The 24611-nt window shown below is 58.6% G+C and carries 25 protein-coding genes and 1 tRNA gene; 15 read left to right on the top strand and 11 right to left on the bottom strand.

Translation table 11 applies throughout. The features are described from left to right. Position 1: 1 nt before the first annotated feature. The 5 genes from ACR0I8_RS00550 to ACR0I8_RS00530 are packed head-to-tail and all read left to right on the top strand — an operon-like array spanning position 2 to position 5121. Positions 2-949 carry a DUF58 domain-containing protein gene (locus tag ACR0I8_RS00550; protein ID WP_170688630.1) on the top strand — a complete coding sequence of 316 codons (948 nt, stop codon included), beginning with the start codon at positions 2-4 and terminating at the stop codon, positions 947-949. Further along, positions 946-1419: a DUF4381 domain-containing protein gene (locus ACR0I8_RS00545; RefSeq protein ID WP_170688629.1), complete on the top strand. Its 474-nt coding sequence runs from the start codon at positions 946-948 to the stop codon at positions 1417-1419. Before ACR0I8_RS00550 ends, ACR0I8_RS00545 begins: the two co-directional genes overlap by 4 nt. Beyond that, positions 1419-2402 carry a vWA domain-containing protein gene (locus ACR0I8_RS00540; RefSeq protein WP_170688628.1) on the top strand — a complete coding sequence of 328 codons (984 nt, stop codon included), beginning with the start codon at positions 1419-1421 and terminating at the stop codon, positions 2400-2402. The genes ACR0I8_RS00545 and ACR0I8_RS00540 overlap by 1 nt, the downstream gene beginning before the upstream one ends. A 2-nt stretch (positions 2403-2404) precedes the next feature. Continuing rightward, a complete protein-coding gene (locus tag ACR0I8_RS00535; protein WP_170688627.1) occupies positions 2405-3901 on the top strand; it encodes a VWA domain-containing protein in 1497 nt (498 codons plus the stop codon). Further along, positions 3898-5121, top strand: a complete 1224-nt coding sequence (locus tag ACR0I8_RS00530) for a BatD family protein (protein WP_170688626.1) — start codon at positions 3898-3900, stop codon at positions 5119-5121. The genes ACR0I8_RS00535 and ACR0I8_RS00530 overlap by 4 nt, the downstream gene beginning before the upstream one ends. A gap of 1 nt (position 5122) precedes the next feature. Here ACR0I8_RS00530 and ACR0I8_RS00525 read toward each other — a convergent pair whose 3' ends face one another. Then, positions 5123-5803, bottom strand: coding sequence for a Crp/Fnr family transcriptional regulator (locus tag ACR0I8_RS00525; RefSeq protein WP_170373655.1), 681 nt, complete (start codon positions 5801-5803; stop codon positions 5123-5125). A 198-nt stretch (positions 5804-6001) separates the two neighbouring features. On the opposite strand from ACR0I8_RS00525, the gene ACR0I8_RS00520 reads away from it, so the two are divergent. The 3 genes from ACR0I8_RS00520 to cls all read left to right on the top strand — a co-directional run bounded on the left by ACR0I8_RS00520 (position 6002) and on the right by cls (position 10095). Continuing rightward, on the top strand, positions 6002-7612 hold the full coding sequence (locus ACR0I8_RS00520; protein ID WP_480523739.1) for an arylsulfatase: 1611 nt from the start codon (positions 6002-6004) through the stop codon (positions 7610-7612). Between the two features lie 72 nt (positions 7613-7684). Next, positions 7685-8659, top strand: coding sequence for an HAD family hydrolase (locus tag ACR0I8_RS00515; protein WP_480702618.1), 975 nt, complete (start codon positions 7685-7687; stop codon positions 8657-8659). A 23-nt stretch (positions 8660-8682) separates the two neighbouring features. After that, a complete protein-coding gene (cls, locus tag ACR0I8_RS00510; protein ID WP_170467043.1) occupies positions 8683-10095 on the top strand; it encodes a cardiolipin synthase in 1413 nt (470 codons plus the stop codon). Here cls and ACR0I8_RS00505 read toward each other — a convergent pair. Further along, the gene (locus tag ACR0I8_RS00505; protein ID WP_170373652.1) at positions 10092-10526 is read right to left on the bottom strand and encodes a potassium channel family protein; all 435 of its coding nucleotides are present in this window, start codon (positions 10524-10526) and stop codon (positions 10092-10094) included. The two genes, cls and ACR0I8_RS00505, sit on opposite strands and share 4 nt — an antisense overlap. Positions 10527-10685: 159 nt before the next feature. Between ACR0I8_RS00505 and ACR0I8_RS00500 the strand changes: the two genes are divergently transcribed. The 3 genes from ACR0I8_RS00500 to ACR0I8_RS00490 are packed head-to-tail and all read left to right on the top strand — an operon-like array spanning position 10686 to position 14765. Beyond that, a complete protein-coding gene (locus ACR0I8_RS00500) occupies positions 10686-11333 on the top strand; it encodes an ABC transporter ATP-binding protein (RefSeq protein WP_170688624.1) in 648 nt (215 codons plus the stop codon). After that, positions 11330-13735 (top strand): FtsX-like permease family protein, encoded by a 2406-nt coding sequence (locus ACR0I8_RS00495; protein WP_170688623.1) that lies wholly within the window; start codon positions 11330-11332, stop codon positions 13733-13735. Before ACR0I8_RS00500 ends, ACR0I8_RS00495 begins: the two co-directional genes overlap by 4 nt. Further along, on the top strand, positions 13725-14765 hold the full coding sequence (locus ACR0I8_RS00490; protein ID WP_170467048.1) for a lipocalin-like domain-containing protein: 1041 nt from the start codon (positions 13725-13727) through the stop codon (positions 14763-14765). The genes ACR0I8_RS00495 and ACR0I8_RS00490 overlap by 11 nt, the downstream gene beginning before the upstream one ends. A 1-nt stretch (position 14766) precedes the next feature. Here the strand turns inward: ACR0I8_RS00490 and ACR0I8_RS00485 are convergent, their stop codons facing one another. The 4 genes from ACR0I8_RS00485 to ACR0I8_RS00470 form a co-directional block, all read right to left on the bottom strand. Then, positions 14767-15198: a universal stress protein gene (locus tag ACR0I8_RS00485; RefSeq protein ID WP_170467050.1), complete on the bottom strand. Its 432-nt coding sequence runs from the start codon at positions 15196-15198 to the stop codon at positions 14767-14769. Then, positions 15195-17807 carry a TRAP transporter permease gene (locus tag ACR0I8_RS00480; RefSeq protein ID WP_170688622.1) on the bottom strand — a complete coding sequence of 871 codons (2613 nt, stop codon included), beginning with the start codon at positions 17805-17807 and terminating at the stop codon, positions 15195-15197. Before ACR0I8_RS00480 ends, ACR0I8_RS00485 begins: the two co-directional genes overlap by 4 nt. A gap of 102 nt (positions 17808-17909) precedes the next feature. After that, a complete protein-coding gene (locus ACR0I8_RS00475) occupies positions 17910-18878 on the bottom strand; it encodes a TAXI family TRAP transporter solute-binding subunit (protein ID WP_170373646.1) in 969 nt (322 codons plus the stop codon). 403 nt (positions 18879-19281) lie between these two features. Then, a tRNA-Leu gene (locus ACR0I8_RS00470) sits at positions 19282-19367 on the bottom strand. 145 nt (positions 19368-19512) lie between these two features. Between ACR0I8_RS00470 and ACR0I8_RS00465 the strand changes: the two genes are divergently transcribed. Then, positions 19513-20091 carry a YqaA family protein gene (locus ACR0I8_RS00465; RefSeq protein WP_170373645.1) on the top strand — a complete coding sequence of 193 codons (579 nt, stop codon included), beginning with the start codon at positions 19513-19515 and terminating at the stop codon, positions 20089-20091. Further along, on the top strand, positions 20088-20555 hold the full coding sequence (locus ACR0I8_RS00460; protein WP_170688621.1) for a disulfide bond formation protein B: 468 nt from the start codon (positions 20088-20090) through the stop codon (positions 20553-20555). Before ACR0I8_RS00465 ends, ACR0I8_RS00460 begins: the two co-directional genes overlap by 4 nt. On the opposite strand, the gene ACR0I8_RS00455 is transcribed toward ACR0I8_RS00460, so the two are convergent. After that, positions 20552-21139: an HNH endonuclease gene (locus ACR0I8_RS00455; RefSeq protein WP_170373643.1), complete on the bottom strand. Its 588-nt coding sequence runs from the start codon at positions 21137-21139 to the stop codon at positions 20552-20554. The genes ACR0I8_RS00460 and ACR0I8_RS00455 overlap by 4 nt on opposite strands. Before the next feature lie 213 nt (positions 21140-21352). On the opposite strand from ACR0I8_RS00455, the gene ACR0I8_RS00450 reads away from it, so the two are divergent. Further along, positions 21353-21958 (top strand): rRNA large subunit pseudouridine synthase E, encoded by a 606-nt coding sequence (locus ACR0I8_RS00450; RefSeq protein ID WP_170548882.1) that lies wholly within the window; start codon positions 21353-21355, stop codon positions 21956-21958. A gap of 32 nt (positions 21959-21990) precedes the next feature. Then, positions 21991-22416 (top strand): VOC family protein, encoded by a 426-nt coding sequence (locus tag ACR0I8_RS00445; RefSeq protein WP_170688975.1) that lies wholly within the window; start codon positions 21991-21993, stop codon positions 22414-22416. A gap of 5 nt (positions 22417-22421) precedes the next feature. On the opposite strand, the gene ACR0I8_RS00440 is transcribed toward ACR0I8_RS00445, so the two are convergent. From ACR0I8_RS00440 to ACR0I8_RS00425, 4 genes are read right to left on the bottom strand one after another with little or no spacing between them, the layout of a single operon-like run. Then, positions 22422-22724 (bottom strand): putative quinol monooxygenase, encoded by a 303-nt coding sequence (locus ACR0I8_RS00440; protein WP_170548885.1) that lies wholly within the window; start codon positions 22722-22724, stop codon positions 22422-22424. After that, positions 22718-23221: an N-acetyltransferase family protein gene (locus ACR0I8_RS00435; RefSeq protein ID WP_480702615.1), complete on the bottom strand. Its 504-nt coding sequence runs from the start codon at positions 23219-23221 to the stop codon at positions 22718-22720. The genes ACR0I8_RS00440 and ACR0I8_RS00435 overlap by 7 nt, the downstream gene beginning before the upstream one ends. A 2-nt stretch (positions 23222-23223) precedes the next feature. After that, the gene (locus tag ACR0I8_RS00430) at positions 23224-23889 is read right to left on the bottom strand and encodes an alpha/beta fold hydrolase (RefSeq protein ID WP_170688620.1); all 666 of its coding nucleotides are present in this window, start codon (positions 23887-23889) and stop codon (positions 23224-23226) included. Next, complete coding sequence (locus ACR0I8_RS00425) at positions 23886-24518, bottom strand: DNA glycosylase family protein (protein ID WP_170688619.1); 633 nt, start codon at positions 24516-24518, stop codon at positions 23886-23888. Before ACR0I8_RS00425 ends, ACR0I8_RS00430 begins: the two co-directional genes overlap by 4 nt. Between the last annotated feature and the right edge of the window lie 93 nt (positions 24519-24611).

Raw genomic sequence — 24611 nt, 5'->3', positions numbered from 1 at the left:
CATGAGTCAGACTGCGCCATATTCCAAAGACCCGCGCATCCATGTGGATGCCGACCAGCTTGTGCGTCTTGGCCCGCGCGCCCGAGCGCTCAGCCTGTTGCCCCGTCAACCTGCGCGGTCGATCCTGAATGGCCGCCATGCCTCGCGACTGCGCGGACGTGGCCTGAACTTTGAAGAACTGCGCGGCTATCTGCCCGGTGACGACATCCGGACCATCGACTGGAAGGTTACCGCCCGCACCGGAAACCCCCATGTTAGGGTCTACACCGAAGAGCGCGACCGCCCGGCCCTTTTGCTGGTCGATCAGCGTGTTTCGATGTTCTTTGGGACCGTCGCTTACATGAAATCCGTCATCGCCGCCGAGGCCGCAGCAATTGCAGCGCATCGCGTATTGGGCCAGGGAGACCGTGTAGGCGGCCTCGTCTTCAGCGATACCAGCGTTGCCGAGCATCGCCCTCAGCGCCGCGCGACCGCACTGACCCGGCTTTTGTCTTCCATAGCGGCTGCCAACTCCGCCCTACATGCGGGTCTGACGCCAGAACCAACCGTATCCTTAAACGATATGCTGACCGAGGCCGCGCGTGTCTGCCAAACCAGCGGTTTGATCTGCCTTTTCTCCGACTGCGACGGTCTGGATGACCGGTCGGAGGCCCTGCTCCGCCGTCTTGCGGCGTCGAACGACCTGATTGTGTTCAACGTCGCCGATCCGACATCGCACAGCTTGGCGCCTGACCTCAAACTGACCGTCTCGGACGGGGACGCGCAGATTGAAATTGACAGCTCCGATCCCGAGCTTTCCGCGAAAATCCGCGTCTCAATGGAGGACCGCCTTTCGCAGCTCCACAAGTGGTCGCGCCGATACGGGTTCCCTGTGGTACCTCTAACAACCTCGGAGCCGGCGCTGGACCAGTTGCTGCGCTTGTTCGGACATGGCGGAGCACGGCGATGAGCATCGACACCACCGGGAAATCTCTTGTCGACTTACTGAACATGCTCGAACCCGCGCCCAAGCCTTCGCCTATTTCAATGACGCCTCAGACATGGGGATGGGCTGCTTTGGCAATCCTGCTGTCGATCGTCTTGTTCGCCGCGGTCTCGATAATTCGCAAACACAGACGCGCCAACGCTTATCGACGGGCTGCTCTGGCAGAGCTGTCGGTGCCAGACATCCCGGCAGCAAAGATTGCCGAGGTGTTACGGCGGACTGCTTTGGCCGCATACCCGAGGGACCAGGTCGCAGGTCTATATGGTGGGGATTGGATTAAGTTTCTGAACCAGTCCTCTGATATACAGACATTAAATCAAGAGTTAAGTCATGCGTTGACCGAAGCGCCATACAAGGCAACACCCTCGAACGAAGACCTGAGGCAAATGGCCCGGCACTGGGTCAAGTCTCATAAACCGTATCGGAGCGCATGATGTTTTCCTTCGCTGCTCCCTGGGTCTTTCTCCTGCTGCCGTTGCCCGCAGCCGTGTATTTCCTCGCCCCACCTCGGCGTGTGAAGACGGCCTCAGTCCGCATTCCCTTTTTTCGCCGAGTCGCGCAAGCCGCTGGTGTTGAACCAAAATCCGGCTCCGTGATCCGAAAGCGCGCCAGACTGCAAACAGCCAGTATCATCACTATCTGGGTGCTTCTGGTTTTGGCCCTCGCCAGACCGGAGCGTTTGGGCGAGCCAATTGTGATCGAGAAATCCGCGCGGGATGTTGTTCTTGCCTTGGATATCTCAGGCTCGATGGATCAGCGCGACTTTCAGACTGACTCTGGCGCGCCGATGCAACGACTGGATGCCGTTAAAGGCGTTCTAAAGCAGTTTATTGCCGAACGAGATGGCGACCGGATGGCCCTGATCATCTTTGGAACCCGCGCATTCATTCAAGCCCCGTTCACCGAAGACCTCAATAGTTTGAATGGGTTCTTGGATCAAACGCAAGTCGGCATGGCTGGTCCAAACACGGCGCTTGGCGATGCTATTGGCCTTGGAATACGCACGTTCGAGTCAAGCGAGGTTGACCAGCGCCTGATGATCGTTCTCAGCGATGGGGCCGATACGTCAAGCCGCATGACGCCGGTAAACGCCTCAGGCATTGCTGCCGAGAAAAACGTGGTCATCTACACGATTGGCGTCGGAGACCCGAACGCCTCTGGCGAAGATCGCGTCGACCTGCAGGCCCTGCAAAACATAGCCGACCGGACGGGCGGAGAGTATTTCTTTGCCGACGATACAACAGCTTTGGCGCAGACCTACGCGCGCATTGATGAGTTGAACCCACGAACCGTTGAAACCCAAAGCTATCGACCCCGTCAAAGCTTGTCCCATATTCCTTTGCTGCTGGCGCTGATGACCATTCTGATCAGCACAGCCGGGTTCCATTTCTCCCACCGAAAAAAGGGAGTTATCTGACAATGGACCTTACGGATTTCCATTTTATTCGAGTGTATTACCTGTTGCTCCTCATCCCCATGGCGTTCCTGTGGTGGAGGATCAGACCCAAGCCCACCCGTCAATCTGCTCAGGCGGTCGGGATCGCACCACATCTTGCTGCCGCCCTGCAATTGGGCGCGGAGGAGAACCGTCGAATTCACCCCATCGACGTCGCCATGATCATCGCCACGCTTGTCACTCTCGCGGCGGCGGGGCCAACGTGGTCGCGCGCGCCCAACCCGTTGATCGCGGATACCGCGCCGTTGGTGATCGCCCTCAAAGTCACCGAAAGTATGGAGACCACCGATCTTGCGCCTTCGCGCCTGGACCGGGCCAAGTTTAAAGTCGCCGACCTGATCACCAAACGCGCTGGAGCACGCACCGCCCTGATCGCTTATGCAGGTAGCCCACACCGCGTCGCGCCTTTGACCGAGGATGCCAACATCCTTCGCCCACTGCTTGAGGGTCTGACGCCAGCCGTAATGCCCAAACAAGGTGACGCCGCCGCTGATGCCCTAGCGCTAGCACAATCCATCTTGGACGAAAGCGAGAGCCCGGGCGCAGTTTTGTTTGTTCTGGACGATCTCGATCCGTCTCAGGTTCCTGCTCTAAGCAACTCAACCCATGATCTTTTCTTCCTGACCATGCTGCCCGACGGCGACCGGATTGCGCAGTTGGGAAATGTCCAAGGCGCTTCGACTGTCGCGTTCACGGATGACGACCGGGATATCTCTCGGTTGCAACGCCAAATTCAGTCGGCCTATACCGCAGCGCTGGACGATGATGATCGGCTGGATTGGCAAGATAAGGGTTGGATGCTGGCGTGGCCCGCTGCGCTGCTGTCACTATTGTGGTTCCGAAAGGGTTGGGTGATCCGCTGGGCTCTTTTGGCGATGTTCGTCCTTCCGCCCTCGGGCTTGCGTGCTGAGGGATGGCGGGATTGGTTCCTGACACCGGATCAGCAGGGGCAAATTGCGATGAACCAGAAGCGGTTTGGAGACGCGGCCGAGCTGTTTGAGGACCCATATCACAAGGGCTATGCCTATCTAAAAGACGGTCAATATGAACAGGCCTCTGAGATTTTCGCCGGTTTGAATACGGCCGAGGCCGCTTTTGCCGAAGGTATGGCCCGTATCCGAAATCGCGAATACCGCCCGGCAATCGCGGCGTTCGAAACCGCTCTGGAACGTCGCCCGGATTGGCCAGAGGCGCAACATAACCTTGAGGTCTCCAAGGGCATCTTGGACTATGTCGAAACGACCCGGGAACAGTCGGACACGGGCGAGGAATCTGGCATCGGCGCGGACGATACGGTGTTCGACAATGACGACGCGCGCGGTAGCGAAACCACGGTCCAAGCACCCAAGGACGGACCGCACACGCTGAATGCGGAACAATGGATCAGCACCATTGATACCGACATGCAGGATTTCCTACGCCATCGCTTCCTGTTGGAAAATCAGGAGCGAACAGAATGAGATACGCGCTCCTCTTCATTCTTATCTTCCCCATTTCCGTCTTCGCGCAAGGCAACGAAACAACCGCCCCGCAGATCACTGTGGAGGCGCCGGAAGAACCCGTAATCGTCGGCCAGCCAGCCATTGTTCGGATTAAGGTTCTGGTTCCGACCTTCATGCCACAACCGCCGGAATTTCCCTCTCTGGAGCAGCAGAACCTTTTGGTGCGCCTGCCCGAACGCGCCTCAGGGCCGGTTAGCGAGACCGTGAACGGCGAGACATGGTCGGGTGTTCAGCGTAGCTATCGAGTGTATCCTCTGATCGCCGGCGACATCACCTTCGATGCGCAGAAGGTTGCCGTGACCTATGCCGATCCCGCCACAAACGCCCCTGTTCAAGCTACGGTCGACCTGCCTCCGGTAAAGATCACAGCCGAAATACCTGGTGGAGCCGAAGGCCTTGATCCGTTGATCATCGCAACCGGGCTTTCCCTTGAGCAGAAACTCGAAGGCCCAACCGACATGCAGGCTGGTGACGCCATCACGCGCGAATTGACTGCCCGCATCTCTGGTACAACGCCGCTGTTGATCCCGGTTCTGACACCGCAGCAGCAAAGCCCACTGCTGCGCGCCTATCACAAAGAACCCCGGATTTCTGAATCCGAGGAACGTGGAGTGTTGTCCGGTCAACGTCAGGAAGAGGTCGTTTATATCGCACAGCAAGAAGGTGACGCGCAGTTGCCCGAGGTTTCCATCGACTGGTTCAACCTGCAGACCAACCAGATCGAAACCGCCTCAGTTCCCGCGACAGACCTGACGCTTGCGCCACCAAAATGGCAGCCGCCAAGTCTGGACGCAGTTCTAAAGTTCGTTGCCTTTACCGCAATCGCCCTTTTTGCGACTGGTGCTTTGTGGCGTTTTCTTTCCCCACGCATCCGCGCTCTGAGAGAGGCACACCGTGATCAGTATCTCGCGTCGCGGAGATATGCTGAAGACGCTTTGAAGACCGCCGTACAAGCTCATGATTTAAATGCGACTTATACCGCGTTGGAGCTTTGGAGATCGCGTGGCGAGAACTCCAAAAATGCAGAAAAGCTGGAGGACTGCCTGACCCGTATCGGTGCTGCTCGTTACTCCGGTTGCGATCAATCGGAAGACTGGAGTTCCGCCTTGCAAAGCCTAACCTCCCTGCGAGACGCGGCAGCGCGCGACAAGGATGCTTTGCCGCCGCTCAACCCCTAGATCAACTCTGGCAATTGGCAATCAGTTTGCTGCGGTCGATCAAGCGCAGGCGCCCATAGCCGAGCTCGACCAGACCCAGATCCACCAAACGATGCAGGTTGCGATGCAAGGTCGGCTGAGAAACCGCGACCATCGCGGCCAGCTCCTCTTGCGATACGATGATCCATCCGTCGGCTTTCGCAGCACCCTCGTCCAGATGCAACAGACGCAAAACAAGGCGTTTCTCGGTGCCCGTGACGGCCAGATTGGCCATGATGCGCAGGGATGTTTTCATGTTCTCGCGCGTCAATGCGTAGAAATCGCGTATGTATTCCGGGTTGTCCTGAACCAGCCTCTCGACCCGAGAGGTGGGAAAGAACAAGGCCCGGGTTTTCTGGGTCGCCATCACACTAATGAGGCGTCGCGCTTCGGCGAACAGCGCCAAATCACCAACCCAAAATCCACGTCCATCGCGATGAACGACAAATTCCTGCCCGTCATCAGCCGGTGCGGTGATTTGCACGGCGCCGCTGAGAACCGCGTGAATTCCATTTGCCTCATCGCCGTAGAGATAAAGCGTTTCCCCCGCATCAAAGGTTTTTCGCACGGCGCAGGTCATAAGATCGCTCTGAAATTTGTGGCCGCGCGCGCCAAACCAATCCGACTGGGTCAGCGTTCGGATATCCTCATCAACATCAAACATTAGTATCTTTCAAAGCGATCATATGATAAGTTTTCGATACGTTTCATAGCCTAATCTAGTTCTGTTCGATTCTCGGACCAATAGATAGTTTTTTGTCTGACAATCAACACCTTGCTCGCGGTCTTTTCCTTAAGTCGGCCGCTGCCATTAACGATAAAATTACCGGGCCATTAATTCCCGTTTACTGAGGAGTACTACATGTCACCTCCACGAATGTTTGCTAACAATTGGCGCAGTGCAGTGCGCAGGGTCGCTGTTGCCACTGTAGCCGTTGCCCTTGCCCTGCCGGCTTGGGCGCAGGATCAAAAGCCCAATATTCTTGTGATATGGGGCGATGACATTGGTCAGTCGAATATCTCGGCCTACACGATGGGCCTGATGGGATATCAGACACCCAATATCGACCGCGTCGCCAAAGAAGGCATGATCTTCACCGACTATTACGGTGAGCAATCCTGTACCGCGGGCCGGTCCTCCTACATCATGGGTCAGTCCGTGTTCAGGACCGGTCTGTCCAAGGTTGGCCTTCCCGGTGCTGATCTGGGGATGCAGGTCGAGGATCCGACCATTCCCGGCCTACTGAAAGACCACGGCTATGTGACCGGTCAGTTCGGCAAGAACCACCTGGGTGACAAGGATGAGCACCTACCGACAAACCATGGATTTGATGAGTTTTTCGGGAATCTTTATCACCTGAATGCCGAGGAAGAGCCGGAAAACGAAGACTATCCCGGTGATCGCGTGTTGGCCGATGGCCGCACCTTCCGCGAAGCGTACGGCCCGCGTGGCGTGATCAAATCCAAATCAGATGGCACGATCGAGGACACCGGCCCTCTGACCCGCAAGCGCATGGAAACCGTAGACGATGAGACCGTGGCCGCCGCCATCGACTTCATCACCCGCGCACATGAGCAGGGTCAGCCCTTCTACGTCTGGTGGAACGGTACGCGTATGCACTTCCGGACCCACGTCAAAGACGAAATGCGCACCAAGGCCAACGAAATCTCGGGTCGTGTAGCCGATGAATACACGGCAGGCATGATCGAACATGACATGCATGTGGGGCAACTGCTCGATTTGCTGGACGAGCTTGGCATCGCCGACAATACGATCGTTCACTACTCCACCGACAACGGCCCGCATATGAACACATGGCCGGATGCCGCCGCGACGCCGTTCTGGGGTGAGAAGAACACCAATTGGGAAGGCGGATGGCGTGTGCCTTCGATGGTGCGCTGGCCGGGCCAGATTGAGGCCGGTTCTGTCACCAATGAGATCGTCCACCATATGGATTGGCTGCCCACTTACCTTGCGGTTGCCGGCGATCCGGATATCAAGGAAAAGCTGAAAGCGGGCTATAGTTCGTCCGGTATGGGCCGTGACTACAAGGTGCATCTGGATGGCTACAATATCCTGCCGCTTCTGACCGGTGAATCCACCGAAAGCCCCCGGAAAGAGATCTTCTACTTCTCGGATGATGGCGACCTGACGGCGCTTCGTTTTGAAGACTGGAAGCTGATCTTCCTAGAGCAGAAAGCATGGGCAACCCTGCGCGCCTGGATCGAACCCTGGACCGAGCTGCGCATCCCGTTGATCATCAACCTGCGCCGCGACCCGTATGAGCGCGCCTATCGCACCTCAAACACCTACTATGACTGGCTATTGGATCGGGCCTATTTCCTGGTTCCCGCCCAGCAATATGTCGGTACGTTCCTGAGCACGTTTGAGGAATTCCCACCGCGCCAGAAAGCGGCAAGCTTCAACCTAGATCAGGTTATGGAGAAGCTGACAACGCCGACCAACAACTAATACCGGCGTTCAAATATACCGGGCCGCCCGTCATGGGCGGCCCTTTTCCATTCAAAAACCACCGAGAATTTCATGAAACACGCTGTTCTTAGCGCCCTTTTGTCTGTTGCCCCCTTTGCGTCGCTGGCGGACCCCCTGCCCAGCTGGACGCAAAGTGACTCGAAAGCCGCGATTGTAGAGTTTGTCCAGGCCGTGACCGACCCTGACGGCCCGGATTATGTCACCCCTGCAGATCGGGTCGCGGTCTTTGACAATGATGGCACGCTTTGGGCGGAACAGCCTGTCTATTTCCAGTTCATCTTTGCGATGGACCGGCTGGCCGAGATGGCTGAGCAGGACCCAAGCATCCTGACGACTCCGACCTTGAAAGCTGCCGCAGAGGGTGATCTTACTACCATCCTGGAAGGCGGTCACGACGCGTTGATCGAGGTCGTCAACGCCTCGCATTCCGGCGTCAGCGTCGAGGCGTTTCAGGCGGCGGTAGCCGACTGGCTGGAAAATACGCAGCACCCTGATACCGGTTTACCCTTTGATCAGATGGCCTACCAACCAATGGTCGAGCTGCTGCGTTATCTGCGTGATGAGGGGTTCACGACCTACATCGTCTCAGGCGGCGGTCTTCATTTCATGCGCGTCTTTGCCGAACAGGCCTATGGTATCCCGCCTGAACAGATCCTCGGCACGTATGACACCACCAGCTATGCGCAGGTCGATGGTGTTCCAACCATCGTCAAGGAACCGGGGATCGCCTTTATCGACGACAAGGAGGGCAAGCCGATCAACATCGAACGCACACTCGGCAAACGCCCCATTCTGGCCGGAGGGAACTCGGACGGCGACTTCGCCATGATGGAGTGGACCACGGCCGGTGATGGTCCGCGTCTTGGGGTCCTTGTCCACCACACGGATGCGGAACGGGAATGGGCCTATGACCGCGAAAGCGAAATTGGCCGCTTGGTTGATGGGTTGGATAAGGGCCCCGACATGGGCTGGGTCATTGTGGATATGGCGCAGGACTGGTCTCGCATCTACACTGGCGCTAACTAACCTGCGCCGGAGGCCCTAAGCCCATGTGGACATTGCTTGTTTCTGCCCTCGTTTTTTGTCTCTACGTGACAGCAGGCGTGTTCTCGCTACGCGCGGCGCAAACTGCGCGCACCCCTCAGGGGGCAGTGGGCTGGGTGGTCTTCCTGATCTCGGCGCCCTTCTTTGCGGTACCGATGTATCTGTTTCTGGGCCACCATCGCTTTCGCGGCTACCGCATCGCGCGACAGGAAAGCGAGCGCGTCGTCGAAGGCATCAAGACCTTTGCCGACTATTCGAAACCCGATCCCTCGACTATGACACTCAACCCACGTCCGTTTGAGGTTCTAGCCCACCTGCCCGTCTCACGCGGGAACGGGGCTGAGTTGCTGGTCGATGGGAAGGCCACGTTTGATTCGATTTTCAAGGCGATTGATGCCGCTAAAAACTACATCCTGATCCAGTTCTACATCGTCCGGGATGATACACTTGGGCAAGAGCTGCAGAAAAAGCTGATCGCCGCGGCCAAGCGCGGGGTACACGTTCGGTTCATGACGGATGCCGTCGGCAGCTACGGTCTTCCTCCAACATATCTCGAAACGATGCGCGAGGCTGGGATAGATGTAGCCGACCCCAAAGAACAACGTGGCCCGAACTTCCGGTTTCAGCTGAACTATCGCAATCACCGCAAAACGGTAATCATTGATGGCGAAACCGGATTCATCGGCGGCCACAATGTAGGGGTCGAGTATCTGGGCCAAAGCGAGCGTTTCGGCCATTGGCGAGATACCCACCTGAAGATGACCGGCCACATCGTGCGGCAGCTACAGCTGATTTTCTGCGAAGACTGGCACTGGGCGCGCGATGAGGATCTGATTGACCACCTTGATTGGGCAGGAAGCGAGGCCGAGCAGGACATGAACGCCCTATTGGTGGCAACCGGGCCGGGAGATGACACCGAAACCGGTGCCATGCTGTTCTTTGCTGCGATCGCAGAGGCCAAGGAAAGGCTGTGGATCGCCTCGCCCTATTTCGTGCCGGATATCGACATCATGACCGCCCTGCAGCACGCGGCCATGCGCGGGGTCGACGTCCGTATTCTTTTACCAGACGTGATCGACCACCGCCTGCCCTGGCTGGCTGCCTTCGCCTATTTCGATGAAATTCGAGACTGTGGCGTGCGCGTGTTCCGCTACACTGACGGCTTCATGCATCAAAAAGCGTTTGTGGTCGACGATACCCTGGCTGCGGTTGGAACGACAAATCTGGACAACCGCTCATTCCGGCTGAATTTTGAGGCGATGGCGCTGTTCTTCGACCCACGCGCGGCGGAAGCCGTCAGTGAGATGCTGTCAGCCGATTTCGAGAACTGCTACGAGCTAACGCGATCCATGCCCCAGCAACCAGCCCATATCCGTTTTGGTGCCCCTCTGGCGCGGCTCTTTGCCCCTATTCTTTAAGAGAAAATTCGGTCCTGAAATACGCGCGTCATCATGGCAACCATGTATGCGGTCGACAGGCCAAAGGCCAACAGCCCCGCCACGGAAGCGAAAGACCCGAAAATCCGAAGTGCCTCACCCAGAACAATGTCGCCGTAGCCCAGGGTCGTGAAGGTCACCAAGGAGAAGTAAATCGCGGTGTTCCAATCCGGCAGAACGTCGAGCAACACCCAGACAATCGCCCAAATCCAAACCTGAATTGTGTGGATCGCGACAATGAAAACGAGAGCCACCGCAATCGGCATCGCCGTGCCCATAAACACGCCTCTCTTTTCCAGATTGGTTTCCATCTTCATGATCACCACGGTACACCATGTCAAAAGCAGGATTTCGACCAGAAAACAAAGGCCCAGAAACGTGCTTCCCCAGACAATCTGATGTAGCAAGGTCATGTTTTTACGTCCTGAATCAAGCTGCGGTAAGGTCGTCTCAGCATGACCTTTGCGGCCCGCAAGCACAAGGGCACAGGCCGATGTCAGGTATCAAGACCCAGTCGGCACTGGACAGCGGGTCAAACAGTTGCACATCTAGGACGAAAAGCGAGGCGGATCATGCTGTTGTCGATTGAACATGTTCACAAGACCTATCCCGGTGGACGGCCTGTGCTGCAGGATGTATCGCTGTCGCTGGACCACGGCCAAACCTTGGCGCTAACCGGTGAAAGCGGCAGTGGCAAATCCACCCTGCTGAACCTTTCGGCTGCGCTGGATCATTTTGATGCCGGAGAGATCACGCTGGACGGTATTGCTCTGTCACATCTGGATGATGCCGGGCGCGCCGGGCTACGACGGAAACACGTCTCGCTGGTATTTCAGCAGTTCAACCTGATCCCATCGCTGACGGTCGCCCAGAACCTGTCCTTCCACGCGCGGTTGGCTGAGTGCCACGACCCCGAATGGGAGGTTCATCTAGCTGATCGCCTCGGCCTAAGTGATCTTCTGTCCCGCTTCCCTGAGCGACTGTCCGGCGGTCAACAACAACGCGTCGCCATAGGGCGCGCGATGGCCGTCAGACCCAACCTACTGCTCGCGGATGAGCCAACGGGAAATCTGGATGAAACCGCCAGTGCGGCCGTTCTGGATCTGATGCTGTCCATCGTGACTGAGTCAGGTGCCGCGCTGCTATTGGTGACGCATTCGCAAGATATCGCAGGCCAACTGGATCGCAGAGTTCATCTGGCAGGCGGGCGTATTCAATGACGGCTGCCATAATACAGGCGCTGTTATCTCATTGGCGAAGCCATTGGTTGCAGCTTGCAACGCTTCTAATTGGGATCGCGTTAGCAACCGGGCTTTGGTCGGCGGTTCAGGCGATCAATGCTGAGGCCCGCGCCAGCTACGCCCGTGCCAATGCGCAGCTTGCCCTCGGCCAGTTTGATGAGCTGCGCGATCCTTCGGGCGGGATCCCTTTGGCCCGCTATGCCGACCTGCGCCGCGCCGGTTGGCAGGTCGCAGCGGTGCTCGAGGGGCCCTATCGCATCCACGGCCGAACGCTGCGCGTGTTAGGCGTCGACATGGTCGCCTATCCGGCCCTCCCTGCGATCACCGAGGCTGAGGCCGAAACAGATCCCGCTGATATCCTGACGGCGCCAGGTCGCTTGCTGGCCTCGGCTGAGTTGGCCACCCTATTGCAGGCACAAGACGATCTGCCGCAGGTCCTGATCACAACCGAACTTCCACCCGATGTCATACTGACCGACATTGGAGTTGCCGAAACCTTGCTCGAGGCGCCCGGCCAGATCTCTCGCCTTGTGGTTCTGCCGAACCAGCCCCGCTCGGTTCCTCCACTTTCGGAAATCGCACCCGAGTTGGAGCGGGTCAACCCCGCCTCACAAGTCGATACCGCGCAGCTGACCGACAGTTTCCACCTGAACCTGACGGCGTTTGGAATGCTGTCCTTTGCCGTGGGGCTGTTTATCGTCAACGGCACGGTCGGTTTGGCCTTTGCGCAGCGTCGCGGCATGATCCGAACACTGCGCGCGCTTGGTGTCTCGATGCGTCGGCTGGTGTGGTTGATCCTGGCTGAACTTACCCTGCTGGCCCTGATCGGAGGCATCATCGGCCTGATCCTGGGATTCTTCCTCGCCGGAGCACTTTTGCCAGATGTGGCCGCCACATTGCGCGGTCTCTATGGCGCACCTGTTACCGGGCAATTGACGCTCCAACCCGCATGGGCGTTGGCCGGACTAGGAATGGCGCTCGGAGGCACCCTGATCGCCAGCGCGCAAACCCTTTGGCGCCTGTCACGCATGCCACTGTTGGCGGGTCCAGGCGTGCAGGCTTGGCGCGGCAGCGGGCAAGGCCAACGGCTGGCGGCCTACTGCGGCTTGGCGCTGCTTGTCTTCGGGGGCCTCGCCTACACCACGGTCGGAGGCCTCCTCGGCGGTTTCACACTCTTGGCCGGTCTGTTGACCGGTGCAGCCTTGCTGTTACCACTTTGCCTGTCCATTGCACTCAACCTCTGCGCCCGTCGCGCCCGCGGCCCGGTTGCACAGTGGGTCTGGGCCGACATGCGCGCGCAACTGCCCGGTCTGTCGCTCGCTCTGATGGCGCTGCTGCTGGCCTTGGCGGCGAATATCGGCGTGGGAACCATGGTCTCCAGCTTCCGCCTCACCTTTGTCGGCTGGCTGGATCAACGATTGACCTCCGAGCTATACCTGACGGCTGAAAGCGACCAACAAGGGCGTGAGATCACCCAGTGGCTAGAGCCGCAAGTCACCGCAATCCTCCCCATTCGCAACGTAGAACTGGCGCATGAAACCGGGCCGTTGTTCCTGTATGGCGTGGTCGACGACCCGACCTACCGCCAGTATTGGCCCCTGATCGCGCGCGCAGATGATAGTTGGGATCGGGTCATGTCGGGGGATGCAGTGTTGATCAACGAACAGCTTGCGCGACGCGCGGACCTCTGGCCCGGTCACGTGCTGCGGCTTGGTCCGAACCACCAACTGCCAGTCGCAGGGGTTTACTCGGACTATGGCAACCCGACCGGACAAGCGATCGTTTCGATGGAGCAACTGGACTTGATCGCACCGGGACAAGAGGCGCGCCGGTTCGGCATTCGTCTCGACCCAAACCGCGCAACCGAATTGGCGCAGACCCTGCGCGAGCGGTTCGATCTTGCGCCTCAAACCGTTGTTCAACAAGCCGCGATGAAGGCCCAATCCCGCGCGATTTTTGAGAAGACATTTGTGGTGACCTCGGCCCTCAATGTCCTGACGCTTGGGGTTGCCGGGTTTGCCATCCTCACCAGCCTCCTGACGCTCTGGACGCAGCGTCTGCCCCAGATCGCTCCGGTTTGGGCGCTTGGACTAGACCGAGCACAATTGGCACGGCTGGAGCTGTCGCGCAGTGCCATTCTGGCCGCGATGACGGCTTGCCTTGCGCTGCCACTCGGGTTGATCCTCGCCTGGGTGCTGCTGGCCGTAATCAATGTCGAGGCCTTCGGCTGGCGGCTGCCCATGTATGTCTTCCCATGGGACTGGCTGGTTCTCTTCCTGCTGACCCTCGTTGCCGCGCTGGCCGCGGCCGCCCTGCCCGCCCTGCGTCTGCTACGGCTGCCACCCGCCGACTTGCTGAGAGTATTTGCCAATGAACGCTAAGGCCATTTTTATAACCCTGTTGCTTCTTTTTCCCCTCGGTGCCTTGGCTCAGGGGTATGCAGGGCTTGGCGGTTCCGCCGAAGGATTCGAAGTCCCTCAGCGCGGCTACATGTTCGAATTCCCCGCAGATCATGGCCCTCATCCCGCGTATCGGATCGAATGGTGGTATTTGACGGCTAATCTGAAAGGCGACGACGGGAAGGACTATGGCATTCAATGGACCTTGTTCCGATCAGCCCTGAAACCCTTTGAAACCGAAGGCTGGCAGAGCCCTCAGATCTGGATGGGCCATGCGGCCGTCACCACGCCCGAACGCCATTTCTTTGCGGAACGCCTGTCGCGCGGTGGCGTAGGTCAAGCCGGTGTCATCGCCGAACCATTCGCGGCGTGGATTGACGAATGGCGGATGAGTGGACCTGACTTTGATACTCTGTCCCTGACGGCCAATGGCGCAGATTTTGGCTATGCCCTTGCGCTAAAAGCCCAAGGGCCGTTGGTCTTTCATGGGGACGATGGCTATTCGATAAAATCCGCCGACGGACAGGCGAGCTACTACTACTCGCAACCGTTCTACACAGTCGAGGGCACATTACACCTGCCGGACCGGGACGTCACGGTCACCGGTCAGGCGTGGTTGGATCGTGAGTGGTCCTCGCAACCGCTGGCCGAGGACCAGAGTGGTTGGGATTGGTTCTCGCTCAGCTTCGACACCGGCGAGAAGCTGATGGGTTTTCGCCTGCGCGGCGATCGTCAGGACTATACGGCCGCCACCTGGATCAATGCGGATGGCACTACGCGGGCGTTGCCCGACGGGTCCGCCGCGTTCACGCCGCTGGAAACGACGCCGGTTGCGGGGCGCGACGTGCCGATACGCTGGAACGTCTCACTGCCCGACCATGAACTGGACGTTGAGGTCGCAGCCCTGATCCCCGATGCGTGGATGGGAACGCGATTTGAGTACTGGGAAGGCCCGGTCACCGTCTCAGGCAGCCACGCCGGGCGCGGCTATCTGGAGATGACCGGATACTGATCTACCGCACAACGTAGACCGAGACGTTCGCATGCCGTACCACACGGGCGGCATTCGGCCCCAGAAGATAGTCTTTCAGGTCCGGCTTGTGCGCCCCGATTACGATCAGGTCCGACCCTGCACTTTCCGCCGTTTTCAATATCTCCTGATAGGCGGTCCCGGTGGCGACGACATGTCGGACGGAGGCATTACGCTCAGCACCCAAGGTCGCCACGCACAGCTCGGTCAACTCAGCCTGTGCCTGTTCCAACGCCTTTTCGTGATGGTCGGCCTCGAAGAACCCCGAGACCCAGCTTTCACCGTAGTCCGGCAGAACGGTCACCACATCCAACTGCGCGCCGTCCATATCTGCCAGTGCGACCGCTTTCTTCAGCACAGGGCTGTCCAGATCACCATTGCTGATGTCTACGGCGCAGAGAACCGATTGTGTCATGCCGCCACCTCTTCTTGTCTGGCGGCCCGGCCGCGTTGCAGGAAGGCGATCAGGCCCAACAAGAGCATCGCCGGGATATAGATCAGCTGCTTCGGAGGCTGACCTGACGGCAGGCTGACCGAGCTAAGACGCACCGCGTCATCGCCGTAATAGTCGAAAATGCCCAGCTCATCCGCGACGGGCGACCCGAACAGCGGCTCTTCGAGCTTGACCAGACCGTCCTCTTCCATCAGCAGCAGGCCCATGGCGTCAACGCGCGCGGCACCGCCCTCTTCATCGCCGACAGTCACGACAACGGTGGTGTCGGTCATCTCGAGCGTGTCGAAGTCGGGACCACTGACAACAACGCGGACCTCGGTGCCCGGAGGCGTTTCTCCGATGGTTTCCACGAAGGCGGCTGGCTCGACCGAGCTAAAGGGTGGCGATATCCGGTCCATGAAGAAGTCTGGCCGGAACAGGGCAAAAGCCACCGCGATCAGAGCAACGCTTTCGTAGATGCGGTTGTGAGTCAGGAAATAACCCATGGTACCCGCCGTGAAGACCAAAATCGCAATCGTAGCGAATATGGCGACGGTAATCCCTTCGACCCATGTCACGTCGATCAGCAGCAGGTCTGTGTTGAAGATGAACACAAACGGTAGCGCAACGGTCCGCAGGCTGTAGAAGAAGGCCGTGAAGCCCGTGCGGATCGCATCACCACCAGACACGGCCGCAGCCGCAAAGCTCGCCAACCCGACCGGAGGCGTCACATCCGCCATGATCCCGAAGTAGAACACGAACAGATGTACGGCGATCAGCGGCACGATCAGCCCGCTCTGCGCACCAAGTTCAACAACCACTCCGGCCATCAGCGAGCTCACCACAATGTAGTTCGCCGTTGTCGGCAGGCCCATGCCAAGAATCAGGCTGAGGATACCAACCATCACCAGCATCAGGATCAGGTTGCCGCCCGACAGGAACTCGACCAGATCGGCCATCACCTGGCCCACACCGGTCAGCGTCACGGTGCCAACGATCACGCCCGCCGTGGCCGTGGCCAGTGCGATCCCGATCATGTTGCGAGCGCCGTCGATCAAGCCTTGCCACAGATCTGCAACTCCGTCGATGAAGCGGTTGTAGACCTCGCTCTCGCCCCGGAACATCGCCTTGAGCGGCTTCTGCGTCAGCAGGATCACGAACAGCAGCGCCGTTGCCCAGAAGGCGGACAGACCGGGCGATTTCTGCTCGATCATCAGGAAGTAGACCAGCACGATGATCGGCAGCAGATAGTGCAAACCGGCTTTGTAGATGTCCGCGATGACGGGCAGTTCCACCTCTTTGGCATTTGGATCATCCGGCTCAAGGTCGGGGACCTGCGCAGCCAGATACAGCAGCGCCACATAGACCGCACAGACGATCAGGCTCAGCACCATGCCAGCGGCAGTTGGCACCATGCTGGTGACCGCCTCGACAGGGTATTGCGAGCCATAGCATAGGCCAGCAAAGACGATGAAGAAGGACAGCATTCCAACCACGGTCCGCGCGAGGTGAACCTCACGGTTGCCCAGCGTCGGCATGTTCCGCTTCACGGCTTCCAGATGCACGATATAGACCAGCGCGATGTAAGAGATCGCAGCCGGCAGGAAGGCATGAGTGATGACCTCAACGTAGGAAATACCCACATACTCCACCATCAGGAAGGCCGCGGCCCCCATGACGGGCGGCATGATCTGGCCGTTCACCGATGAGGCAACCTCGACCGAGCCCGCTTGTTCGCTTGAGAAACCGACGCGCTTCATTAGCGGAATGGTGAAAGTACCGGTAGTCACAACGTTTGCAATCGACGAGCCAGAGATCAGACCGGTCGCCGCAGACCCCACAACGGCCGCCTTGGCCGGGCCACCGCGCAGGTGGCCGAGGGCGCCGAAGGCCATCTTGATAAAGTAATTCCCTGCCCCGGCCTTGTCGAGCAAGGCGCCGAACAGCACGAACAGGAAGACGAATTTCGTTGAGACTCCAAGCGCGATGCCGAACACGCCTTCGGACGTAATCCACATGTGGCTCATGGCCTTTTTCAGGCTCGCGCCTTTCCAGCGGATCACCTCAGGTACCCATTCGGACGAGCCAAAGAAGACATAGGCAAGGAAGATCGTCGCGATGATCGCCATGGCCGGGCCTAGCGCACGACGCGCGGCCTCAAACAGCAGCAGCAACCCACCCAGCGCGACCCATTTATCGGTGTCGTCCGCCAGACCGCCTGCATTCACGATCTTGTCGTAGAAAAAGTAGCCGTAGAGCGCCACAAACGCGCCCAGCAGCCCCATAATCCAGTCCTGCACGGGGATATAGTTCCGAGGGCTGGATTTCAGCGCCGGATAGGCCGCAAAAGCCAAGAACATCGCAAAGGCCAGGTGGATCTGGCGCGAGTTGTTGACCACGCTGCCAGGCAAAACGACGTTTGATACTGGCGAGGCCAAAACGACCTGAAACACCGACCAAAGCGCGGCGACAATCGCCAGAAAGATCCCGACACTACCGACCGGGTTACGACCGCCGGCATCGGAGGAGGCAACAAGCTCCTGCAGCTCTTCTTCGGATAGCGGTCGGTTGGATTGCGTGTCGGAACTCATATAAATGTCTCCCCGTCATGTGGCCTTTTTGGCCTTATTTTTGCCCGTTCGATCCGGGCTTGGGTTGCAGGGCGCCCTTGGGCACCCTGCTTCAGGTCTGGTTTACTGAACCCAGCCTTTTTCTTTGTAGTACTTTTCAGCACCCGGATGCAGCGGAGCTGACAGGCCGTCCGCGATCATCTCTTCCGGCTTCAGGTTTGCAAATGCAGGGTGCAGCTTTTTGAAGTCGTCGAAGTTCTCGAAGACCGAGCTGACAACTGCATACACAGCATCTTCCGACACATCTGCCGAAGTTACGAAGGTCGCGCCCACACCAAATGTGGTGGTGTCACCATCTGAGCCACGGTACATGCCACCCGGAATGGTCGCGGTACGGTAGTACGAGTTGCCGTCGATGAGGCCGTCAATCGCGTCGCCAGTGACGTTCACCAGAACGGAATCACATGCGGTGGTCGCTTCCTGGATCGAACCCGACGGGTGACCAACAGTGTAGATCATCGCGTCGATCTGGTTGTCGCACAGAGCAGCCGACTGCTCGGCCGCTTTAAGCTCAGATGCCAGTTCGAAGTCGTCCAGAGTCCAGCCCATGGCTTCCAAAACAACGTCCATAGTGCCGCGCTGACCGGAACCTGGGTTGCCGATGTTTACGCGCTTGCCTTTTAGGTCTTCAAAGCTGGCAATGCCGGAATCTGCACGGGCCACAACGGTGAAGGGCTCGGGGTGTACCGAGAACACGGCGCGCAGGTTTTCGAAGGGGCCAGCCTCTTCGAATTTCGATGTGCCGTTATATGCGTGGTACTGCCAGTCGGACTGGGCCACACCAAACTCCAGCTCACCCTCGCGGATGGTGTTGATGTTGTAGACCGAGCCGCCGGTCGATTCGACCGAGCAACGTACGCCGTGTTCCTTGCGGCCTTTGTTGACCAGACGGCAGATCGCACCACCGGTGGGATAGTACACGCCGGTTACGCCACCTGTACCGATGGTGATGAACTCTTCCGCATAGGCGGCAGGTGCCATCATTGCAGCGGTCACAAACGCGCCGAGGCTAAGCTTGCTGCTGTTTTTCATTTAAGAACTCCCATTATTATGACTTGGGCGGGAAAAGGCTGACGCCTCCCTTCCGGGACCCGCATTGGGGATTGTGCCGATAGGTCAGATCAATCCGCATTGCAACAGGGCCAGCTGTATAGATTTTCCGATATCTCCCAACAGGTCCGAGGTTTCATTCAGATACGCTGAAAGTCAAGGCCAGCCCTTCAACAGAACGGCCCACGCATCAGATATGAGGTTGTTTTCAAATCTTTCCCCTTCGAGCGGCGGTTTCTGAGCCATTTGACCCGTAGCGAGGTAAAACGCATTTTATTCAGAGGATCGCGGGTTAAATGCCCAATAAGGGTGCACATGCGTAGCAAGACATCACCTGAAAAAGAAAAAACAGAGAACAGGTTCCCCTAACTCTCTGTTTTTACTTTGGTACCCAAGGCCGGACTCGAACCGGCACGGTATCACTACCGGGGGATTTTGAATCCCCTGCGTCTACCATTCCGCCACTTGGGCCACGGACATTGGATTAGCGTCCCTGACTGGGAAGGTCCAGAGGCAAAAACACACTGCCCCGTCGATTGTTGGCCGCGCGGCAGTTGACCCTTCCGCACGCCCGTGGTTTGCCTGTCACGACCTGAGACGCGACTGTGAGAGTGTGATGCTGCGATCCCTGTACGACTGGACCATTCGGTTGGCCGAGCACCCTCATGCCCTATGGGCTCTTGCAGTCGTGGCTTTTATCGAAAGCTCATTCTTTCCAATCCCACCCGATGTCCTGATGATCCCGATGATTCTGGCGCGCCCCTCGAAGGCGTGGCTGATTGCAGGCGTGGCCCTGGTGGCCTCGGTTCTGGGCGGTATGCTGGGCTATGCGATTGGCGCCTTTGCCTATGAAAGCATCGGACAACCCATTCTCGAATCCATGGGCAAGGCAGACGCGATGGAAGAGTTCAACACCCGCTTCAACGATTTCGGCTTCTGGGCCGTGCTGGCCGCCGGTGTGACCCCCTTCCCCTACAAGGTGATCACCATCATGTCCGGCTGGACCGGCATGCCGCTGGGTACCTTCATTGCGACCTCGATTCTGGCGCGCGCGTTGCGGTTCTTCCTTGTGGCAGGCCTGCTGTGGAAGTTCGGAGAGCCAATCCGGGATTTCATCGAAAAGCGCCTCGGGCTTATGTTCACCCTGTTCATCATCCTGCTGTTTGGTGGGTTTCTGGCGGTTAAATATCTATGACAAAACGATCAACTTACGTGATCCTGGCAGCCGGAGGGTCGGCGGCCCTGTTGTTGGGTGCATGGGGGTTTCAGTATCTTGGCGGTCTCGCCCCCTGCAAAATGTGCATTTGGCAACGCTATCCCCATGTTGCTGCAGTCGTGATCGGCGCTCTGGCCTTGGTGCTGCCAAAACTCAACCCGCTGCCGCTGATCGGAGCCTTGGCCGCGATGATCACAGCCGGAATTGGCTTTTTCCACGCGGGTGTCGAGCAAGGATGGTGGGAAGGCCCCTCAACCTGCACCTCCGGCGACATCGGAGGGTTGTCGGCAGAAGAGCTGATGAACCAGATCATGGCCGCTCCGCTGGTGCGCTGCGATGAGATTCCGTGGGACATGTTCGGCCTGTCGATGGCCGGTTGGAACGCAGCCCTTTCTGCGGTTCTTGTTCTGCTCTGGCTGGCCGCGTGGCGGGCGAAGGCTTAAGCCTCGTCCAGTTCCGCGTCCCAATAGAGGAAGTCGATCCAGCTGTCATGCAGGTGGTTCGGCGGGAATTTCCGTCCAATATTGCGCAAGGCCTCCGCATCGGGCTGACGCGGTGGTTTGCGCAGGCTCATGCCTGCCTGACGCAGCGACTTGGAACCTTTGCGCAGGTTACATGGGCTGCACGCGGCAACCACGTTCTGCCAGCTCGTCACCCCTCCGGCGGCACGCGGCACAACGTGGTCAAAGGTCAGGTTGTCCCGGCTTCCGCAATACTGGCAGCGGAATTCATCCCTAAGAAATAAATTAAAGCGCGTGAAGGCCACGCGCTTTCTGGGTTTTACATAGTCTTTGAGGACAACCACCGACGGTATTCGGATCTCGGTACTCGGGCTGCGGACCACTTCGTCATATTCAGCCACGATGTCGACCCTGTCCAACCAGGCCGCCTTGACCGCCTCCTGCCACGGCCACAGAGACAAGGGGTAGTAGGATAAAGGGCGGTAATCGGCATTCAAAACCAAGGCCGGATGCTGTTTGAGCATACCCGGTTCTCTTACAAAATCGGTCCTGAAGTCTCCGTCCATCACAGAATCGCTCCTCGCTCTCAGCTGCCCGTTTGTGACACCAGAGCGGGGAGCACCCGCCCCGGCCTTAAGATAACTATATATCGTGTTAAAACTCTGACAAGCCCTGAGTTTCCACAATATGTCGCAGACTGGGTAAGCCGAATCCGTAACAGACAGATGACAGTTATCCACAGGTTGCACACAGCGTGTTTTGCAGGCTATGGCGGAGTTATGAGCTGGTTCATTCGATTCAACAAACCCTTTGACGTGCTGCCGCAGTTCACCGACCGCGCAAACGCCGAGTCGCCGCGCAGCACCCTGTCGGATTTCATCGATCTGCCCGGCGTCTATCCCGCCGGTCGGTTGGACCGTGACAGCGAAGGGCTGATGTTGTTGACCGACAATGGCAAGCTGCAGGCGCAGATATCAGACCCGAAACACAAGATGGCCAAAACCTATTGGGTGCAGGTCGAAGGCGAGCCGGATATGGCGGCCCTCAAGGCTCTGCGCGATGGGGTCGAGTTGAAGGATGGCCTGACCCGCCCCGCCAAGGTGCGGGAAATTGACGAGCCCGAAGACCTCTGGCCTCGCACCCCTCCGATCCGCGAACGCAAGACCGTGCCGGACAGCTGGATTGAATTGACTATTCGCGAGGGTAAAAACCGGCAGGTGCGCCGGATGACAGCGGCGGTTGGTCTGCCGACCCTGCGCCTGATCCGCTGTCGCATCGGAGACTGGACGCTTGAAGGGCTAGAGACGGGCAAATGGGACAGCCTGCCGATGCCGCAGATACAGGCCACGGCTCAGCGCAAACGGGATCGACGCCCCCGACGGTGACAGACCACACGGGCCGGGCTAAACTGAACCGCATGAAGGTGACACCCGAGATACCGGCCCCCTCTGCCATCTTGGAAGCGGCGCTATATGTCCATGATCTGGACGCCGCCGAACGGTTCTACGGTGAGGTTCTGGGGCTGGAAAAGATACAGCGCATTGAGGACCGCCACGTGTTTTATCGGGTCGGAGCCTCTGTTCTGCTGATATTCAATCCTGAAAAGACCCAGCAGCCGCCGCTAGACCCGGACCTGCCTGTCCCTCCGCACGGCGCGCTTGGGCCGGGGCATGTGTGCCTCGTCCTGACGCGGGATGAGATGGCTGCAATGCGAAAGCATCTGCTGGATTGGAACATCTCCCTGGATGCCGAGTTCGATTGGCCAAACGGCGCGCGATCCCTCTATGTGCGCGATCCTTCTGGCAACTCAGTTGAATTTGCCGAAGGGCACCTTTGGGCCTGAAACCGTCAGCGCAAGGGCTGCTTTTCCCCACCCACAACGCGATAGATCTCGCTTGAGATCACACCGACTTCAGCCAATATGGCTTGGAACGTCGCCATATGTGGGGTGGCAAAATGCCCCTCTAACGCGGTCTGATCCTGCCATTCTTCATAAACCCGGAAGAGGTTCGCATGGCCGAGAACCTGGCTGAACTCATAGATCAGGCAGCCTGGCTCTTTCACCGTTTCTGCGACCATCAACTTTGCAGCCTCGGCCGCCTTTTCCACATGATCGGCCGAGACTTCGACGGTTCCAGTGACAATCAACATGCGCTGCCCTTTCCAAGATGAAAGCGTTTCGAAATTCGATTGACCGGTGTTCCGTCCCGTAATGGGCGGCCATAGTCCACAGAATAGTCTACGAACCCCATTTTTCCGTAGTAGCTAAGGCCCGGCGAATTGTCAGCGCGTATGGTGGCATTGATCGCCTTGAGCCCCAAGGCCGCCGCAGTTTTCGAGGTTTCTTGAAACAATGTACGCCCTGCGCCGCGCAACGGAGGATCGCGCCGTGTGAAGGTGGCGATATCCGCACAATCCTCAGGCAATGCATCATGAGTACCCAACCACTGAAATCCGGCCACCGCGCCTTGGTCGTCCAAAGCGACATGGCAGCAAATCATGTCGGCCCCGGTCAGATAGCTCTGTGTGAACAACGCCTCCGAAAACGGAATTTCATGTGCGGTTGTCCCACCTGCGGCGATGATATCGTTGAGGATGCGGCAGGCGTCGGCCACATCCTCGGGCATCATGGGGCGAACCGCAATCACGCCTAGAGGCTCAGCTTGTCGCGCATGAAGGCCAGCGCAACGCTCAGGCCATCAGGCGCGATGCCGTGGCCGGTGCCTTTCATGACATGGGCGTAGACCTCTTTGAAATCCGCCGCTTGCAGGGCCTCGGCCGCCTCGGGCAGGGATTGCGGAGGCACCACGTCATCCGCATCCCCATGGACCAGCAGGATCGGCATCCGGCTGACGGTTTCGTCAGGCAACAAATCAGGTTCCAGCAAACGGCCCGAGAACGCGACGATCCCAGCCACAGGGTCCTCACGGCGCGGGGCGACGTACAGGCTCATCATCGTGCCCTGACTGAACCCGAACAATACGACCTGCTCGGGCAGTACGTCTTCGTCCACCATCAGCGCGTCGAGGAAGGCGTTGAAGTCGTCGCTTGCCATCTCCATGCCGCGTCGCGCTTCTTCCTCTGACGAGCCGTCGATCCACGGGATTGGGAACCATTGAAACCCGTTTGGCATTCCGGGGATCTGTTCCGGCGCATCGGGGGCGACGAACAGCGTATCGGGCAAATGCTCGCCCAATGGGTCGGCAAGGCCCAACAGATCGGCCCCGTTCGCCCCATAGCCGTGTACGAACACCACGACCGAGCGTGTGTCGCCCGAAACCGGCTCTTTCCTGAGCGCGTTCAAAACCCGTGTCATCTGATCCCTTCTCTTTGCTTGGCCACCCGGTAATAGGCCCACAAAACCCGCGCCGCAACCGACCGCCATGGCGACCATGCCTCGGCCATCTGCCGCAGCTCTTTGTCCGTTGGACGTTTGGGTAAGACGTAGAGAACCCGCGCCGCCTCTTGCAGGGCCAGATCACCCGGAGCAATCACATCGGCGCGGCCCAGCGAGAACATGGCGTAAATCTCGGCGGTCCAGACACCGATGCCGGACACCTCGGTCAGGGTCGAGATGACCTCTGCATCAGGCGCGTCCCGTAACGCCTTGTAATCAATACGGGCTTCGGCCAGAGCACGGGCATAGCGGATCTTCTGTCGGCTTAGCCCGACGGCCCGCAAATCCTCATCTGTCGCCCACATGATCTTGCGCGGGCCGGTCAATTTCGCGCCCTGCATCCGTTTCCAGATCGCATTGGCCGAGGCCACGCTGACCTGCTGACTGACGATTGCGCTCAACAACTGCGCAAAACCATCCGGTTTACGACGCAGAGGCAGCGGCCCCGTCTGTTCCATCGCATAGGCCATACGTGGACAAGATTGGGCCAGCCACTCGGCCCCTTCGGACACACAGGCGTTGGTTTCGATGATGCGTCCGACGGACATGTGCGCTCCGGTGTTCTTAGTCACTTGCACGTTAGGGCGCTTTGCCGCGTATGCAACCCGCTTGTGCAAGCCGCAGATCGCCGATACGCATGG

Source organism: Ruegeria sp. BG9, from assembly GCF_056538305.1.
Note: the sequence above shows the minus strand (reverse complement) of the source record. Positions and strands in the feature narration are given on the sequence as shown.

Coding starts and splice junctions, on each gene's coding strand:
- ACR0I8_RS00430 (WP_170688620.1), bottom strand. CDS start 23,889: ATGACACGGGTTTTGAACGCGCTCAGGAAAGAGCCGGTTTCGGGCGAC.
- ACR0I8_RS00515 (WP_480702618.1), top strand. CDS start 7,685: ATGAAACACGCTGTTCTTAGCGCCCTTTTGTCTGTTGCCCCCTTTGCG.
- ACR0I8_RS00455 (WP_170373643.1), bottom strand. CDS start 21,139: ATGGACGGAGACTTCAGGACCGATTTTGTAAGAGAACCGGGTATGCTC.
- ACR0I8_RS00495 (WP_170688623.1), top strand. CDS start 11,330: ATGACGGCTGCCATAATACAGGCGCTGTTATCTCATTGGCGAAGCCAT.
- ACR0I8_RS00530 (WP_170688626.1), top strand. CDS start 3,898: ATGAGATACGCGCTCCTCTTCATTCTTATCTTCCCCATTTCCGTCTTC.
- ACR0I8_RS00465 (WP_170373645.1), top strand. CDS start 19,513: ATGCTGCGATCCCTGTACGACTGGACCATTCGGTTGGCCGAGCACCCT.
- ACR0I8_RS00550 (WP_170688630.1), top strand. CDS start 2: ATGAGTCAGACTGCGCCATATTCCAAAGACCCGCGCATCCATGTGGAT.
- ACR0I8_RS00520 (WP_480523739.1), top strand. CDS start 6,002: ATGTCACCTCCACGAATGTTTGCTAACAATTGGCGCAGTGCAGTGCGC.
- ACR0I8_RS00540 (WP_170688628.1), top strand. CDS start 1,419: ATGTTTTCCTTCGCTGCTCCCTGGGTCTTTCTCCTGCTGCCGTTGCCC.
- ACR0I8_RS00480 (WP_170688622.1), bottom strand. CDS start 17,807: ATGAGTTCCGACACGCAATCCAACCGACCGCTATCCGAAGAAGAGCTG.
- ACR0I8_RS00485 (WP_170467050.1), bottom strand. CDS start 15,198: ATGACACAATCGGTTCTCTGCGCCGTAGACATCAGCAATGGTGATCTG.
- ACR0I8_RS00535 (WP_170688627.1), top strand. CDS start 2,405: ATGGACCTTACGGATTTCCATTTTATTCGAGTGTATTACCTGTTGCTC.
- ACR0I8_RS00505 (WP_170373652.1), bottom strand. CDS start 10,526: ATGACCTTGCTACATCAGATTGTCTGGGGAAGCACGTTTCTGGGCCTT.
- ACR0I8_RS00490 (WP_170467048.1), top strand. CDS start 13,725: ATGAACGCTAAGGCCATTTTTATAACCCTGTTGCTTCTTTTTCCCCTC.
- ACR0I8_RS00525 (WP_170373655.1), bottom strand. CDS start 5,803: ATGTTTGATGTTGATGAGGATATCCGAACGCTGACCCAGTCGGATTGG.
- ACR0I8_RS00500 (WP_170688624.1), top strand. CDS start 10,686: ATGCTGTTGTCGATTGAACATGTTCACAAGACCTATCCCGGTGGACGG.
- ACR0I8_RS00475 (WP_170373646.1), bottom strand. CDS start 18,878: ATGAAAAACAGCAGCAAGCTTAGCCTCGGCGCGTTTGTGACCGCTGCA.
- ACR0I8_RS00425 (WP_170688619.1), bottom strand. CDS start 24,518: ATGTCCGTCGGACGCATCATCGAAACCAACGCCTGTGTGTCCGAAGGG.
- ACR0I8_RS00545 (WP_170688629.1), top strand. CDS start 946: ATGAGCATCGACACCACCGGGAAATCTCTTGTCGACTTACTGAACATG.
- ACR0I8_RS00440 (WP_170548885.1), bottom strand. CDS start 22,724: ATGTTGATTGTCACTGGAACCGTCGAAGTCTCGGCCGATCATGTGGAA.
- ACR0I8_RS00445 (WP_170688975.1), top strand. CDS start 21,991: ATGAAGGTGACACCCGAGATACCGGCCCCCTCTGCCATCTTGGAAGCG.
- cls (WP_170467043.1), top strand. CDS start 8,683: ATGTGGACATTGCTTGTTTCTGCCCTCGTTTTTTGTCTCTACGTGACA.
- ACR0I8_RS00460 (WP_170688621.1), top strand. CDS start 20,088: ATGACAAAACGATCAACTTACGTGATCCTGGCAGCCGGAGGGTCGGCG.
- ACR0I8_RS00450 (WP_170548882.1), top strand. CDS start 21,353: ATGAGCTGGTTCATTCGATTCAACAAACCCTTTGACGTGCTGCCGCAG.